A 14,852-nucleotide genomic window follows, 5' to 3' on the forward strand; every position below is an offset into this window, starting at 1 on the left:
CGCTTGCCAGCCGTAAATTCGCATTGCACCATCGAGAGGTTCGCCCGTGTTCGACGCTCTGTCAGATCGACTGTCCGGGATCTTCGAGTCGATCCGCGGCAAAGGCCGCCTGACCGAAGCCGACATCGACGCCACCGCCCGCGAGATCCGCCTCGCCCTGCTCGAAGCTGACGTCGCCCTCCCGGTGGTCAAGACCTTCATCGCCCAGATCAAGGAACGCTGCAGCGGCGCCGAGGTCTCCAAGGCCCTCAACCCCGCCCAGCAGATCATCAAGATCGTCAACGAGGAACTCGTCAACATCCTCGGCGGCGAGACGCGGCGCCTCAACTACGCCAAGCAGGCCCCCACGGTCATCATGCTCGCGGGCCTCCAGGGCGCGGGCAAGACGACCCTCGCGGGCAAGCTCGCCAAGTGGCTCAAGGGCGACGACCACTCGCCGCTCCTGGTCGCCGCCGACCTCCAGCGCCCCAACGCCGTCGGCCAGCTCCAGGTCCTCGCCGAGAGGGCCGGCGTGGCCGTCTACGCCCCCGAGCCCGGCTCCGGCGTCGGCGACCCGGTCAAGGTCGCCACCGACTCCATCGAAGAGGCCCGCCGCAAGGGCCACGACGTCGTCATCGTCGACACCGCCGGCCGCCTCGGCATCGACGAGGAGATGATGGCCCAGGCCCGCGACATCCGGGCCGCCGTCAACCCCGACGAGGTCCTCTTCGTCATCGACGCCATGATCGGCCAGGACGCGGTCAACACGGCCGAGGCCTTCCGCGACGGCGTCGGCATCACCGGCGTGGTCCTCTCCAAGCTCGACGGCGACGCCCGAGGCGGCGCCGCGCTCTCCGTGCGGCACGTGACCGGCCAGCCGATCATGTTCGCCTCCACCGGTGAGAAGCTCGAGGACTTCGACGTCTTCCACCCCGACCGGATGGCCTCCCGCATCCTCGGCATGGGCGACATGCTGACCCTCATCGAGCAGGCCGAGGCCGTGTTCGAGGAGGACCAGAAAGAGGAGATGACCCAGAAGCTCCTCAAGGGCGAGGACTTCACGCTCGAGGACTTCCTCGAGCAGATGCAGGCCATCCGCAAGATGGGCCCGATCGGCAACGTGCTCAAGATGATGCCGGGCATGGGTCAGATGAAGCAGCAGATCGACTCCATCGACGACAAGCAGATCGACCGCACCTCCGCGATCATCCGCTCCATGACCCCCGCCGAACGCCGCGACTCCGCGCTCATCAACGGCTCGCGCCGCCTGCGCATCGCCAACGGCTCCGGCGTCACGGTCTCCGAGGTCAACCAGCTCCTGTCCCGGTTCAAGGACGCGCAGAAGATGATGCGCGGCATGACCGGCGCGATGGGCCTGCCCGGCGGCACCAAAGCCACCAAGTCGCCTTACAACAAGCGCAAGGGCAAGAAGGCCAAGAAGAAGCCCGTGGTCCGCCGCGGCGGCTCCGCCGCCAATGCCGCGAACGCCGCGCCGCAGCTCCCGGCGGGCATGCAGATGCCCGGCGGCATGCCCGACCTGTCGCAGTTCAACGCCGGCGACCTGCCTGACATCGACTTCGAGCAGTTCCTCAAGGACCAGAAGAAGAACAAGTAACGGGGCCGGCGCGTGTCGCCTCGACCGCTGCACCTCCGCGTCGTCTGGCTGCCCGACGACACGGTCCGCGACGTGTACGTCGACGGGGACCGGCTCACCTTCGACCCGGTTCCCGGCGCGCGCACCGTCGCCACCGCCGGGTTCGCCCTGCCCGGCCTCGTTGACGCCCACTGCCACATCGGCATCCGCCGCGGCGCCTCGCCCATCGAGAGCCTCGACGAGGCCCGCACGCTCGCCCGCACCGACCGCGACGCCGGCGTGCTCGCCATCCGCGACGCCGGATCCCCTTACCCCTACCCCGAACTCGTCGGCGAAGACGGCATCCCGCGCCTCATCCGCGCCGGGCACCACGTCGCCGCCTCACGTCGCTACCTGCGCGGCATCGGCCTCGAATGCGAGCCCGAGGAGGTCGTCGGCGCTCTGGCCCGCCAAGCGAAGCTCGGCGACGGCTGGGTCAAGCTCGTCGGCGACTGGATCGACCGCGACAAGGCCGACCTCGCGCCGTCCTTCGAACCCGAGGTCCTCACGGCCGCTATCCATGCCGCCCAAGCCGAAGGCGCGAAGGTCGCCGTGCACACCTTCTCCGAGGAGGCCGTCGCCTGCGTCGTCGAAGCGGGCGTCGACTCGGTCGAGCACGGCACCGGCCTCGCCCCCGACCTCCTCGACCGCATGGCCGCACGCGGCATCGCCTTGGTGCCCACCATGATCAACATCGAGACCTTCGACGACATCGCCGCCGGGGCGGACGTCAAGTTCCCCCGCTACGCCGACCACATGCGCCGCCTCAAGCAGGGCTTCCCCGAGGTCGTGCGCGCCGCTTGGGAAGCGGGAGTGCCGGTCTACCTCGGCACGGACGCGGGCGGCGGCATCGACCACGGCCTCGCCGCCGAGGAGATGCGCCTGCTCCACGAGAAGGCCGGCATCCCGGCCGCCGAGGTGGTCGCGATGTCGTCCTGGAAGTCGCGCGAGTGGCTGGGCCTCCCGTCCGACCTCGGCGACGTGGTCGTCTACGACCGCGACCCGCGCGCGGACATCGCCGCGGCCCGCGAGCCCGCGCTCGTCATCCTTCGTGGACACCTGCTGCGGTCGCCGAGCTGAAACGCGGTGAGCTGCGCGTTTTGCGGCTATCCCGAGACGGCCTCGTCACACTCGTTGGCGGAGATCGGCTATCGTGAACCTCCCCGCGCCGTTTCCGCCCGAGCAGAGAGTAATAGCGATGACCTATCCTCCGCCTCCTCCGGACCAATCCGGTCAGGGCGGCTTCCAGTACGACCCGTACGGCAGCCAGCCCGGTTCCCAGCCCCAGAACCCGGGTTCCCAGCCCCCGCAGCCCGGTGGCTACCCCCCGCCGCAGCAGCCCGGCTACGGCCAGCCCTCGCAGCCCCAGCAGCCCGGCTACGGCCCGGCCCCGCAGCTGCCGCCCGCGGCTCCCGGCTACCCGCCGGCGTACGGTGCGCCCGGTTACGGTCCGCCGCTGCCCAAAGGCCTCGCGATCGCGTCGATGGTGCTCGGCATCATCGCCGCCGCACTGCTGTGCATCCCCGGTGCCGGTGGTTTCGTCAGCCTCGTCTGCGGCATCCTCGCCGTGATCATGGGCGGCGTGGCCCTCAAGCGGGTGAACGCCGGCACCGCCGCCGGCAAGGGGCAGGCGATCACGGGCATCGTCTGCGGCTCCGTCGTCTGCGCCCTCGCGATCATCATCCTCATCGTCTGGTTCTCGGTGGGCGCCGCCTTGATCGGCGGGGCCGGCACGGCCACCTACTAGACAGCGCGATTCTCAGCGGCGCGGGCCCAGGCCCGCGCCGCTTTCGCGTGCGCAGCGCCGCCGCGAGGCGCCCGGCGGGTACCGCGCCGCGGGGCGCGCCTGACCCGCTCACACGGCGACCGGTTCAGATGACGACGAGGCAGAACGGGTGCCCGGCAGGGTCGGCGAAGACCCGCCAGGCGTCGCCGCCGCCTTCGAGCCTTCGCGCGCCGAGCGCGAGCACCTTCGGTTCGGCCTCGTCGAGGTCGTCGACGCGCACGTCGAAGTGCATCTGCTGCGGAACCTCATTCCCGGGCCAGGTGGGCGGCCGGTAGTCCTCGACCTTTTCGAAGGCCACTCCGGGCCGATCGGCGGCGTCGCCGATGACGATCCAGCTCTCGTCGTGGCCCTGCACCCGGACCATGCCGAGCAGTTCCTGGTAGAAGTTTGCGAGCGCCTCGGGCTCGGGGCAGTTGATGATGAGGCCGTGCCACTTGCCGATCATCCCCGCAGTCTGGCACGCGGGTGCGACAGGAAACGGCCGCCCGGATCGGGCGGCCGTGATCAGCGTCGGGTTCGGCTCAGGTGACGTCGTCGAAGGTCGCGGCGCGGTCGCGGCGCTCGGCGGCCGGTTCGGCCGCGGGCTCGATCTCGGCGGTGCCGTCGGTGCCGTTGGCCTTCTTCGTGATGCTGCCGCGGTTGACGCTGCGGCGCGTGGTCTCCACCTCGCGAGTCGCGTCGTTCAGGCCCTCCTTGAGCGGCTTGGTGCCGTCCTGGAGGTCCCGCATCGTCGACTTGAGCGGGCTCGTCAGCATCTCCTGGTCCTCTTCGGTCAGGATGTGCTTGCGGACGAAGGTCTTGGGGTTGAGGTCCTCGGGCTTGATGTCGGTGCCGATCTCGCGGCTGAGGTCCGCTGCGGCGTTCGAGGCCATGTTGCGGGCCTTCGAGATGAACCTGCGCAGGTTGGCGAGCGCCTTCGGCAGCTTGTCGGGTCCCCACAGGAAGATGGCGATGAGGATGATGACCAGGAACTCGGTTCCACCCAAGCCTCCGAACACGCTGATCCTCCTAATGCCCGACAGTGACTGCTGATACCTGAAAAACCTCCGCCTAGCGTACCTCCACGTCAGTCACTCGCCGCTTCCAGCGTGACCTGCGCACTGTGCTCCTGGCCATCGCGTTCGTACACGACGGTGACGACGGTCCCGGGCGCGAGCTTGCGGATGAGGGCGATCAGCTCGGTGTTCTCGGCGACCATATTGCCGTTGAAGCTGGTCAGGACGTCGCCGTCCTGGAGTCCGGCGTCGTCGGCGGGAGACCCGGCGACGACCTTGTCGAGGGTCACGCCGACCCCCAATTCGGATTCTCCGAGCTCGGCGCCGAGCACGGTGTGGCTGGCCGATCCGGTCGCGACGATCTCGTCGGCGATGCGCTTGGCCTGGTTGATCGGGATCGCGAAGCCGATGCCGATGTTCCCGGCCTCGCCCTCGGCGGCGGTCGAGGCGATGGCGGTGTTGATGCCGATGACCTGGCCGCCGATGTCGGTGAGCGGGCCGCCGGAGTTGCCGGGGTTGATGGCCGCGTCGGTCTGGATCGCGGCCATGACCGATTCGACCTCGCCGTTGTTGTTCTCGGTCAGCACGGGCCGGTCGATCGCCGAGACGATGCCCTCGGTGACCGTTGACGACAGACCGAGCGGCGCGCCGACCGCGAGCACGGGGTCGCCGACGGCGACCTGGTCGGAATCGGCCAGCACCATCGCGGGGTGCTCGTCGCCGTCGATCCGCAGCACTGCGACGTCGGAGTCGGGGTCGGAGCCGATGACCTCGGCGGAGGTGACGTTGCCGTCGCTGAAGAGCACCTGGAGGCTCTCGGGCGCCTCGGTGCCGCCGCCGACGACCACATGGTGGTTGGTCATGACGTAGCCGTCGTCGGAGACGATGAAGCCCGATCCGTTGCCGCCGTCGGCGGTGAGGACGGTGACGACCGACGGCATGATCTGCTCGACGACGCCGGCGACGGAGGTGACGTCGCGCTCGGTCTGCGGCTCAGCGCCGGTGATGCTCCCGCCGCCGGGGCCGGAGCGGGTGGCCCAGATGCCGATGGCCGCGCCGAGGATCCCGGCGATCAGCGCGGTCACCGCCGAGACGGCGACGACGAGGCCGAGCGCGGGCCGTGCGGCGCGCGCCGGGCGTGCCGGGAGCGGTTCGGGCGCGGGCGCGTAGGGGACCGCGTGCGTCTGGATGACGGCGTGGCTCGACGGGTCGCGCCACGGGTCGGAGGCGGCGGCGGGGTGCCACCACACCGACTGACCTGCTTGCGGAGCGCCGTGCGGTTGCATGGGTTCGGACATAGCGGGCGCCTCGGGGGGCGCGGCCTGGTATCCGGGCGCGTAAGCCGACTGCGGCGCGGCCGGGGGCCCCTGATTCGCGGCGGCCTCGTACGGCGCGGCCGCTTCGTGCCCGGCCGATCGCGGCGCCTCGCCCGCTTCGTTCCCGGGTCCATACGCCGGTTGCGGCGCGGCCGGTTCGGGGTGTTGCGGATTGCCCGGATCTGCCTGGGGCGGCTGGGTGCCGGAAGTCATGACTGAAAGTCTATGCCGGAAATGCTCCTCGTTCACCTGCCCCGTCATTCCGCGTCGTGCCGGATGGTCCTTTCACGTCCGGTCCAGGGGAAGGTGAAGGACCCGCTCCGCGTAAGCGGAGCGGGCCCTCAGGTCCGTTCGGCAGCGGGGTGACCGCCGTGGTGGGGTAGTGGTGGAGAAGGGACTACTCCAAGGCGCCCTGGAGCTCCTTTTGCAGGGTCTGGGCTTCCTCGGGCGTCATCTCCACGACCAGCCGACCGCCGCCTTCGAGTGGCATCCGCAGGATGATGCCCCGGCCCTCTTGCGCGACTTCAAGCGGGCCGTCACCGGTCCGCGGCTTCATGGCCGCCATTTTGGTCTCCCCTCGATCCAAGGCCGCAGGTTGCGACTCGACGTTGCTAGATCAAGTTTCCCTGATGAGGAGGCCGAGGGCCAACTCGCCCCTCCGGGTATGTGACAAAGTTGCGTAGAAAACAACCAAAAAGTGGCTTTTGTGACTTGCGTGATTTTTCTTAACGAGGTGTGACGCCGCACACCTACTCTTCTGGGTCCTGCTCGTGCTCGACGCCCAAAAGGAACGAAGTGCCCTCAAGCTCCCTTCCGTACGGTGCCACGAACGTCGGGAGCTCCTTCGGGCCGAGCGCCCGAATATAAGACCAGAACTGCCGAACCGCCTCCGCTTTGTCGACCGCTTCGATCGGCATCGAGAGCGTCACGAGCCAGTCGCTGCGCCGCTCCGGCGTCGGCAGGGTCCGGACCAGGTGCTCCCACGCGTCCGGGTCCAGCTCCGTCCAGCCCTCTTCGGCGAAGTCCGCGGAGCTGTAGACCCGACTGCCCGCGAGTGCGCTCTCGCCGCCCTCGACGGTCTTGGCGGGCTCCTCCAAGCGGCGGCGGTACGCGACGGCGGGGCCGTCGACCTCGCCGAGCGCGAACACGCCCTCGGGGCCGGCCAGGGCGACCTCGTCGCCGTCCGAAGCGCCCTCGGGAAGGGCCGCGGCGACCTCGACCGCTTCGACCTCATAGGCCTGTTGCTCAGTGAATTCGTCGTCGTTCAACGCCAGCAGCCAATAACGCATGGGCTTATCCCATCACGCCTCGCCGCGAGGCGCCGCCTCACCTGCATCGTCGCGCCCTGCCTCACTCCCGGTGCCTTCGGCGTCCTCGGGGGCGGACTCGGCCTCGTTCGCGAGGCGCAGCGCGTCGTCCTCGTCGGACGGCGCCTCCTCCGAGAGGGGCAGCGCATCCGTATCCGCTGTGCCGTCGAGCTTGGACTGGAGGACGGCGAGCATCTCATCGCGCCGGCCGATCTCCCACGCGAGGCGGTGCAGCGCCGCGTCCACCTGCTCGGTGCGGTAACCGCGCAGGCCGGTGTCGAACTTGACGGAGGCGACAGCGGACTCGTCCACCGGTTCCCCCTCTCCGAGGCCGAGCGGGGCACCCGCGGGGGCGAGGTCCAGGAGCGTGTCGCGGCCGGTGGCCCACACGACGATCGAGAACGCGATCCACACGCCGATGACGGCGACCACCACCGGCAGCGCGAATTCCAGGAGCATCGACAGCAAGTGACCCACGGGGGTTCCTCCAAGCAGCTCTAAGCGAAGAACGCGAAATAGATGACCAGCGCCATTGTGCAGACCGCGAGGGTCACTCCCAGACGCGGGTTGTGGGGGACGACCGCCTTGATCGGCTTGCCACTGCGGTCCAACAGCGGCAGCCTCGGCCGGTTGGCCGCTCCGACCAGCACGTATCCCACGAGGGTGGCCAATACCGGCGGAAGGACTGTGACCGAGATGGCGGACTCGCCGCCGCCACCCGTGGCCGCCAGGTAGATCAGCTGCCCGGCGAGGCTGGCGATCATGCACGCCCCGTAGATGAGGAGTTCGCGCAGCACATGGTGGGCCTTCGGCATCAGCGTCGGCCGCTGCGCCGCCCGCACCGTCGCCGTCCGCGCCGCCTCGGACTCCCGCAGCGCCGTATTCGCCCGCGCCAGCACGGCGTCGGCGTCGTCGCCCTCGACCTCCTCGGGCGCCAGGTCCGGCGTCGAGTGCCGCAGCCGCGCGCACAGCTCCGCGAGCGCCATCGTCTGGTCTTCCAGATCGGACTGTGCCGTGCGCAGCGCCTCGCGGCGGCGCTCCAGCTGCCGGGTCGCCTGCGCCGTGCTCGCCGTCGTGTCGGCGTCCAGGCGCGTCAGCTCGTGGACCAGGTCCTCATACGCGCTCAAGCTCATAGGGTCTCGACCTTCCTGGTCTGCTGGGCGTCCTGGACCGGCAGCCCGTCGAGGCGGCCGGGCCGCACGAACGGGACGGTGAGTGTCTCGGTGCCCGCGTGCCGGTCGATGACCAGGCACCGGTTGGTGCGGGCCTCCCAGGAGCGCTCGTACCCGCCGGTGATCGCGGCGAGGTCGTTCGCGGCGATGTTGAGCGCCACGACCCCGGCGCAGTGCTCGCGCCCGGCCGAGCCGCCGATGTCGTCGAGGAACCGCCGCGCGCCCCGCCACCAGCCGAGCACGTGCACGCCGTCGGCGGGGCCGTGCAGCATGAGCTCCCGCAGCGCCCCCGGCTTCCCGTCCGCGCCGTCCGCGCCGAACCACACCAGGTACGTCGGCTTGTCGCGCTTCCCGCCCAGGATCGACCCGGGCGCGAGCTGCCGGCATTCGTGCCCGCCGCCCGCCAGCTCCTCGGCCACCTTCCGGGCGGTGTCCTCGACGCCCGCGGCCGTGGCCACGACCTCGAATGCGACGCTCCCGGGTTCATGCTGGCGCCCAAGAGAAATCGCGGCCGCCGCTAGTACGTCCGCGGCGACCACCGAGGTCCCGAGGACGGCGAGGTGCCGTCCTGGGCTGCGGTCGAACTGGTAGCCCACCGAGGACATGTGCACGTCCACCGCCCGGCCCAGGAGCGCCACGGGCGCGTGGGTCGGTGCGAGGTCCGCGAAGCGCGGATCGTCCTCGAGATGCTGCTCGTCGAACCCGCGGAACACCACGGGCTCCACGTCTGAGTCCCGCCGCTCCCACAACTCCCGGCGGAGTCCGGTGAGCAGGTCCTCCGCGCTTGAGGCGTCCGGGAACCGGCAGGTCCGGTTGCGGCCCTTGATGCCTCCGGCGTCGTTGATGACGGCCTGGCCGACGCTGATGCCGTCGGCCGCGTCGTTGCCCTCGTCGAGCAGGTGCTTCGCGCCCGGCAGCGCCACGCGCAGCGGGAACTGCCCGAAGATCGAGTCCTTCTTGGAGTACAGCGCCTCGATGCCCGAGATCGTCTGGCTCGCGAGCACCAGGTGCACGCCGTACGAGCGGCCCTTGCGCGCCAGCTCCTCCAGGTGCGCGACGGCCTCGCCCGCCAGGCGGTCGTTCCCGGCGAACAGCACGTGGAACTCGTCGACGACCGCCACGATCCGCGGCAGCGGCACGTCGGGTCGCAGCTCCCGCAGCCGCGCCAGCCGGGTCGCCCCGGCCCGCTTCATGAGCCCGGCGCGCCTGGAGAGTTCGGCCCGCAGCGCCCCGAGCACGGCCACGCCGTACTCCCGGTCGGACTCCACCCCGACGGCCCGCACATGCGGGATCCACGACGGGTCCAGATGCGAGGGCGTGAACTCGGTGAACGAGACGCCCTCCTTGAAGTCGAGCAGGTACAGCTCCAGCTCCTCGGGGGAGTAGCGGGTGGCGAGCCCGTACAGCACGTCGAGGAGGAACACGGTCTTGCCGCCGCCGGTGCGCCCGCCGATGAGCCAGTGCGGCGTCGCGTCGTCGAACGCGACCTCCACGTCGCCGCCCGTCGCCCTCCCGGCCTGGTCGCGGCCGATCACCGTCGTCAGGCCGTCCCGGCTCGAAGCCGACCACAGCTCCTCGGGCACGAGGTCGGCGACCGAGAGCTCCCCGGCCTCCTTGCGCTGCTGCGCCCGCGAACCGTAGACCGCGCGGGCGAGGCTCGGGGACGGGGCCGCATCGAGCCTGACCGGCAGCGGCAGGTTCCCCAACCGCACGTCGTTCTCGTTGCACGACAGGTATGTCGCGTGCTCGATCGCGGGCAGCTGCTCCCGGTGCGGCAGGTTCCTCCACCCGCACAGCACGAGGTGGCAGCGCGCCGACGGCCCGGCGTGCGCCAGCGCCGCGAGGCGTTCGCGCGTCGACTTGCCCACCTCAGGGGGCAGGCCGGCGATGACGATGAGATGGAACGGCCGGTCGGCGATCGACTGGCCCCGCGCGGCGATGTCGCGCAACTCGGTGAGCCGCTTCTCCGCGGCGGTGAGGACCCGCCCGAGCGCGAGGTGGTCGGTCGCGACGGGACCGGCGATCCCGGCGTCCACCAATGCGGTGGCGGGGGCGAAGACCTGCCCGAGCGTCACCCCGTCGACCAGGCTCACTTCGAGGTTCGGGTGGGCGGCGGTGATCCGCAGCAGCAGCGACTGGAGCATCCCGGCCACGCGCGGATCGGCGGCGTCCCCGTCGCACACCAAGTGGCCCTTGCCGAGCAGACCCGCGAGCGCGGGGAACGCGGGCGCGTCGTCGATCTCGGCCGTGCCGATCCGGACTGCGGCACCGGACGGTTCCTCTGTCCACACAGGCGTATTCGGCCCGACGGCGGCGAGGTCCAACCCGAGCCAGCCCGTAGCGGCCTGCACCGCGATGGCGCGGAGTCGCTCGGCGATCTCGCTGCGGCGCTGTTCGACTCCTGTCGCGGCCAGACGCGCGGCGTCGTCCGTGAGCAGGCGCTCGGCCAGGTCGGCGGCTCCGGCGGCTTCGCGCAGGCGCGCGGCGACCCGCTCAAGTTCGGTCCGCCAAGTCAATGCCGCCTCCGAGGGGGTGTGAACCGACGCCCGGCTCGCGGGCTTCGAACGAGTTCACCATACCGGGAGCGCACGGCGTGCGACGAGACCCGAGCGGGAGGCGAATATGAAAGCGCCACACGGGAACCGTGCGCCGCTCGGGTTACAGCGGGCTAGTGCGTGAACAGCCCCAGCGCCAGATCCGCGAGACGGCCCGGGTCCTCGGCCCCGCACAGCTCCCGCGCCGAGTGCATCGACAGGATCGGCAGCCCCACGTCCACAGTGAGCATCCCCAGCTGCGTGCCCGAGATCGGGCCGATCGTCGTCCCGCCCGGAATGTCGTTGCGGTTCACATACGTCTGCCACGGAATCCCCGCCGCTTCGGCGGAGCGGCGGAACAGCGCCTGCTCCTCCGCGCCGCTGGCGTACCGCTGGTTCGCGCTGACCTTGATCATCGGTCCCTTGCCGGGCACCGGCCGGTGGCCCGGCTCGTGCTTCTCGGGGTAGTTCGGGTGCACCGCGTTGCCGGTGTCGGAGGACATCATCGCGCTGGCGGCGACGGTCTGGCCCCAGAATTCGGGTTCGTCGCTGTCGAGGATGCGGCGCAGCACGGTCTCCAGGAACGGGCTCTGCGCGCCCGAATACGTCATCGACCCGATTTCTTCGTAGTTGAACGAGGCGAGCACGGGCACGTTCGCCCCCGTCGCATCGGCGGCGATGAGCGCGGCGATCCCGGCGTGCGTGCTGGTGAGGTTGTCGAGGCGCCAGGCCGCGAACAGCTCCTCGTCCTTGCCGAGGTAGGCGGGTTCGTCGAGGGCGACGGCGAACAGGTCGTGGCCGAACACGTCGGCGGCGTCGACGCCGGCCTCCTCCGCGATGAACTCCAGGAACTCGCCGTCGCGCGGCTCGCCCAGGCCCCAGATCGGGGTGAGCTGCGACTGGGCGTTGAGCTTCTGGCCTTCGTTCACGCCGCGGTCGAGGTGGATCGCGAGGCGCGGGATGCGCAGCAGCGGCCGGTCGACGTGCACGAGCACCTCGGAGCCGTCGCGCATGACGAGCCGCCCGGCGACCGAGAGGTCCCGGTCGAGCCAGGTCTGGTGCGGCACGCCGCCGTAGACCTCGACGGCGATCTGCTTCCAGCCCGCCGACCCGGTGTCGGGCCGGGGCTTGACCTTGAACGTGGGGGTGTCGGTGTGCGCGCCGAAGATCCGGAACGCGTCGACGTCCGGGCTGTTCACGCGCCAGGCGATGATCGAGCCGTCCCGCACCGTGTAGTACCCGCCGGTCTCGCCGAGCGGCCACTCCTCGGTCTCGGCCAACCGCCGGAACCCGGCCGCCTCCAGCCGCCTGCCCGCCTCGGCGCACGCGTGGTGCGGGGTCGGGCTGGCCTTGATGTACGCGGCGAGGTCGTCGGTGTGCGACCGGTCGAAGCGAGGCATCGGTGCTCCTTTGGTGACGAGTACTGGCGGGTAGCGGCAGCGGCTGTCAGCATAGACGGATGCGAGCGTTGAAACTTGGCCGACGGGTGTTCGATGAGGGCGACTATGCGGTGATGGCGATCGTCAACCGCACGCCCGATTCCTTCTATGACTCGGGGGCCACCTTCGCGTTCGAAGCGGCGGTGGCCGCGGTCGACAACGCGGTGGCGCACGGCGCCGACATCGTCGACATCGGCGGCGTGAAGGCCGGCGAAGGCCCCGAGGTGAGCGTCGCCGAGGAGATCGACCGCGTCGTGCCCTTCATCACCGCGGTCCACGACAAGCACCCGCAGCTGGTGATCTCCGTCGACACCTGGCGCGGCACGGTCGCCCGCGAAGCGGTAGCCGCAGGGGCCGAGCTCATCAACGACACGTGGGCGGGCTGGGACCCCGAGGTGATCCAGGTCGCCGCCGACACCGGCGCCGGCTTCGTCGTCTCCCACACCGGCGGCCTGGAGCCGCGCACGGTGGCGAAGAAGGCCGTCTACGACGACGTGGTCGCGGAGGTCCGCGCCGAACTGGTCGAACGCGCCGAGGCCGCCGTGGCCGCGGGCGTGCGGGCCGACGGCATCCTCATCGACCCCACCCACGACTTCGGCAAGAACACCTACCACTCCCTCGACCTCACCCGCCGCCTCGACGAGCTGACGGGCACCGGCTGGGCGGTCCTGGTCGCTTTGTCCCGCAAGGACTTCGTGGGCGAGACCCTGGACCTTCCGGTCGACCGCCGCCTGAACGGCACCCTCGCCGCGACCGCCATCTCGGCCTGGAACGGCGCCCGGGTCTTCCGCGCGCACGACGTCGCCGCCACCCGCGAAGTCCTCGACATGGTCGCCGCCATCAAGGGCGACAAGCCACCGAAGGCTCCCAGCCGCAGTCTCTGAGACGCGAACGGCCGCCGCGAACCCTCGCGGCGGCCGTTCGATGCGCGTCTAGTGCCGTCCGCGCTTCATGTGCTCGATAGCCTCGTCGAGGTCGTCGGTGACCATGAGCAGGTCCACGTCGGCGGGGCTGATCTTGCCTTCGCCGACCATGGCCTTGCGCAGCCAGTCGACCAGGCCGCCCCAGTAGTCGGTGCCGATGAGCGCGATCGGGAACTTGCCCACCTTCTCCGTCTGCACCAGCGTCAGCGACTCGAACAGCTCGTCCATGGTCCCGTAGCCGCCCGGCAGGGCGCAGAACCCGCACGAGTACTTCAGGAACATGACCTTGCGGACGAAGAAGTAGTGGAAGTCGATCTGGATGTCCACGTACGGGTTGATGCCCTGCTCGAACGGCAGCTCGATGCCGAGCCCGACCGACTTGACGCCCGCGTCGGCGGCGCCGCGGTTGGCGGCCTCCATCGCGCCCGGGCCGCCGCCGGTGATGACGTTGAAGCCCGCCTCGCCGAGCTTGTGGCCCAGCTCGATGCCGAGCTTGTACTCCTCGGAGTCGACCGGCGTGCGCGCCGAACCGTAGACGCCGATGGCGTCGCCCAGCTCGGCCGCTTCGAGGGTCTCGAAGCCCCCGACGAACTCGGCCTGGATCTTCATGACCCGCCAGGAGGCCTTCTGCTTCCACTCCTCGCGGTGCGCGACGTCGAGCAGGTGCTCGTCGGCGGTGACGCGGCGCTTGATCGTCATGATTCCTCCACATAGGCTCGCAGCGCCGCCGCGCACTCGCGGATGCGCGGGATCTCGACGCGTTCGTCCTGCTTGTGGGCGAGGTTCGGGTCGCCCGGCCCGAAGTTCACGGCCGGAATGCCCAGTGTGGCGAAGCGCGCCACATCGGTCCACCCCAGTTTGGCGCGGAACTCGCCCCCGGCGGCGGCCACGAACTCGGCCGCCTCGGGCCGGTCAAGGCCCGGACGGCACGACGGCGCGGAGTCGGAGACCTCGACGTCGAAGCCCGCGAAGACCTCCCGCACGTGCGCCTCGGCGGCGGCCTCGTCGCGGTCGGGCGCGAAGCGGTAGTTCACCTGGACCCAGCATTCGTCGGGGATGACGTTCCCGGCCACGCCGCCGCCGATGAAGACCGCGTTCAGGCCCTCCCGGTACGTGCAGCCGTCGACCTCGACCTCGCGCGCCTCATAGGCGTTGAGCCGCTCCAGGACCGGGGCGATCGCGTGGATCGCGTTCTCGCCCTTCCAAGACCGCGCCGAGTGGGCCCGCTTCCCGCGAGTGGTCACCTTCGCCCGCATCGTCCCCTGGCATCCGGCCTCGACCAGGCCGTACGTCGGCTCCAGCAGGATCGCGAAGTCCGCGGCGAGCAGTTCGGGCCGCGACTTGGAGAGCTTGTTGAGCCCGTTGTGCTCGGCCTCGATCTCCTCGCAGTCGTAGAACGCGAAGCTCAGATCGAACTTGGGCTCGGTCACCGTCGCGGCGATCCAGAGCGCCAGCGCCGTCCCCGACTTCATGTCCGAGGTGCCCAGGCCCCACAGGACGTCGCCGTCGAGCCGGGTCGGGAAGTTGTCGTTCACGGGCACCGTGTCGAGGTGCCCGGCGAGCATGACGCGCCGCCCGCGGCCCAGGTTCGTGCGGGCCACGAGGGTGTTCCCGACGCGCTCGGTCTCCAAGTGCCCCATGCGCTTGAGGGCCGCCTCGACCTCGTCGCAGATCTCGGCCTCGTTCCAGGACACGGACTCGATGTCGCACAGGGCCCTGGTCAGCGCGACCGGGTCGGCGAGGACTGCCTCACTCAAAACTGTCACAT

Annotated in this window: 15 protein-coding genes; 4 read left to right on the top strand and 11 right to left on the bottom strand. The window is 70.5% G+C overall.

From position 1 onward, the window contains the following. The first annotated feature begins 46 nt into the window (after window positions 1-46). The 3 genes from ffh to ACFO8M_RS01265 all read left to right on the top strand — a co-directional run bounded on the left by ffh (window position 47) and on the right by ACFO8M_RS01265 (window position 3,359). Entirely contained in the window at window positions 47-1,594 is a 1,548-nt protein-coding gene (gene ffh / locus ACFO8M_RS01255; protein WP_387969414.1) for a signal recognition particle protein, read from the top strand. Window positions 1,595-1,606: 12 nt separating this feature from the next. Next, on the top strand, window positions 1,607-2,692 hold the full coding sequence (locus ACFO8M_RS01260) for an amidohydrolase family protein (protein WP_387969416.1): 1,086 nt from the start codon (window positions 1,607-1,609) through the stop codon (window positions 2,690-2,692). Between the two features lie 118 nt (window positions 2,693-2,810). Further along, complete coding sequence (locus tag ACFO8M_RS01265) at window positions 2,811-3,359, top strand: DUF4190 domain-containing protein (protein WP_387969418.1); 549 nt, start codon at window positions 2,811-2,813, stop codon at window positions 3,357-3,359. 124 nt (window positions 3,360-3,483) lie between these two features. Here the strand turns inward: ACFO8M_RS01265 and ACFO8M_RS01270 are convergent, their stop codons facing one another. From ACFO8M_RS01270 to ACFO8M_RS01310, 9 genes are all read right to left on the bottom strand, one after another. Further along, a complete protein-coding gene (locus ACFO8M_RS01270) occupies window positions 3,484-3,843 on the bottom strand; it encodes a VOC family protein (RefSeq protein ID WP_387969421.1) in 360 nt (119 codons plus the stop codon). A gap of 76 nt (window positions 3,844-3,919) precedes the next feature. Further along, the gene (locus ACFO8M_RS01275) at window positions 3,920-4,396 is read right to left on the bottom strand and encodes a preprotein translocase subunit TatB (RefSeq protein ID WP_387969423.1); all 477 of its coding nucleotides are present in this window, start codon (window positions 4,394-4,396) and stop codon (window positions 3,920-3,922) included. 68 nt (window positions 4,397-4,464) lie between these two features. After that, the gene (locus tag ACFO8M_RS01280; RefSeq protein WP_387969426.1) at window positions 4,465-5,922 is read right to left on the bottom strand and encodes a S1C family serine protease; all 1,458 of its coding nucleotides are present in this window, start codon (window positions 5,920-5,922) and stop codon (window positions 4,465-4,467) included. Between the two features lie 184 nt (window positions 5,923-6,106). Then, complete coding sequence (locus ACFO8M_RS01285) at window positions 6,107-6,274, bottom strand: DUF3117 domain-containing protein (protein WP_387969429.1); 168 nt, start codon at window positions 6,272-6,274, stop codon at window positions 6,107-6,109. 184 nt (window positions 6,275-6,458) lie between these two features. Further along, window positions 6,459-6,998 (bottom strand): hypothetical protein, encoded by a 540-nt coding sequence (locus tag ACFO8M_RS01290; protein ID WP_387969432.1) that lies wholly within the window; start codon window positions 6,996-6,998, stop codon window positions 6,459-6,461. A 12-nt stretch (window positions 6,999-7,010) separates the two neighbouring features. Further along, the gene (locus ACFO8M_RS01295; RefSeq protein WP_387969435.1) at window positions 7,011-7,493 is read right to left on the bottom strand and encodes a DivIVA domain-containing protein; all 483 of its coding nucleotides are present in this window, start codon (window positions 7,491-7,493) and stop codon (window positions 7,011-7,013) included. 20 nt (window positions 7,494-7,513) lie between these two features. Further along, window positions 7,514-8,143, bottom strand: coding sequence for a hypothetical protein (locus tag ACFO8M_RS01300; protein ID WP_387969438.1), 630 nt, complete (start codon window positions 8,141-8,143; stop codon window positions 7,514-7,516). Between the two features lie 2 nt (window positions 8,144-8,145). Next, a complete protein-coding gene (locus ACFO8M_RS01305) occupies window positions 8,146-10,704 on the bottom strand; it encodes an FtsK/SpoIIIE domain-containing protein (protein ID WP_387969441.1) in 2,559 nt (852 codons plus the stop codon). A 152-nt stretch (window positions 10,705-10,856) separates the two neighbouring features. After that, window positions 10,857-12,122 (bottom strand): M18 family aminopeptidase, encoded by a 1,266-nt coding sequence (locus ACFO8M_RS01310; RefSeq protein WP_387969444.1) that lies wholly within the window; start codon window positions 12,120-12,122, stop codon window positions 10,857-10,859. Window positions 12,123-12,181: 59 nt separating this feature from the next. On the opposite strand from ACFO8M_RS01310, the gene folP reads away from it, so the two are divergent. Next, window positions 12,182-13,045: a dihydropteroate synthase gene (folP, locus tag ACFO8M_RS01315; RefSeq protein WP_387969447.1), complete on the top strand. Its 864-nt coding sequence runs from the start codon at window positions 12,182-12,184 to the stop codon at window positions 13,043-13,045. Between the two features lie 48 nt (window positions 13,046-13,093). On the opposite strand, the gene ACFO8M_RS01320 is transcribed toward folP, so the two are convergent. Further along, window positions 13,094-13,783 (bottom strand): LOG family protein, encoded by a 690-nt coding sequence (locus ACFO8M_RS01320; RefSeq protein ID WP_387969450.1) that lies wholly within the window; start codon window positions 13,781-13,783, stop codon window positions 13,094-13,096. Continuing rightward, window positions 13,780-14,850, bottom strand: a complete 1,071-nt coding sequence (gene dapE / locus ACFO8M_RS01325) for a succinyl-diaminopimelate desuccinylase (protein ID WP_387969453.1) — start codon at window positions 14,848-14,850, stop codon at window positions 13,780-13,782. Before dapE ends, ACFO8M_RS01320 begins: the two co-directional genes overlap by 4 nt. Between the last annotated feature and the right edge of the window lie 2 nt (window positions 14,851-14,852).

It is taken from the genome of Glycomyces rhizosphaerae (assembly GCF_042647865.1).
Lineage (GTDB): Bacteria > Actinomycetota > Actinomycetes > Mycobacteriales > Micromonosporaceae > Glycomyces > Glycomyces rhizosphaerae.

Excerpts from the sequence above, each read along its gene's own strand:
- ACFO8M_RS01265 (WP_387969418.1), top strand. The coding sequence starts at position 2,811 with ATGACCTATCCTCCGCCTCCTCCGGACCAATCCGGTCAGGGCGGCTTC.
- ACFO8M_RS01270 (WP_387969421.1), bottom strand. The coding sequence starts at position 3,843 with ATGATCGGCAAGTGGCACGGCCTCATCATCAACTGCCCCGAGCCCGAG.
- ACFO8M_RS01280 (WP_387969426.1), bottom strand. The coding sequence starts at position 5,922 with ATGACTTCCGGCACCCAGCCGCCCCAGGCAGATCCGGGCAATCCGCAA.
- ACFO8M_RS01285 (WP_387969429.1), bottom strand. The coding sequence starts at position 6,274 with ATGGCGGCCATGAAGCCGCGGACCGGTGACGGCCCGCTTGAAGTCGCG.
- ACFO8M_RS01290 (WP_387969432.1), bottom strand. The coding sequence starts at position 6,998 with ATGCGTTATTGGCTGCTGGCGTTGAACGACGACGAATTCACTGAGCAA.
- ACFO8M_RS01310 (WP_387969444.1), bottom strand. The coding sequence starts at position 12,122 with ATGCCTCGCTTCGACCGGTCGCACACCGACGACCTCGCCGCGTACATC.
- folP (WP_387969447.1), top strand. The coding sequence starts at position 12,182 with ATGCGAGCGTTGAAACTTGGCCGACGGGTGTTCGATGAGGGCGACTAT.
- ACFO8M_RS01320 (WP_387969450.1), bottom strand. The coding sequence starts at position 13,783 with ATGACGATCAAGCGCCGCGTCACCGCCGACGAGCACCTGCTCGACGTC.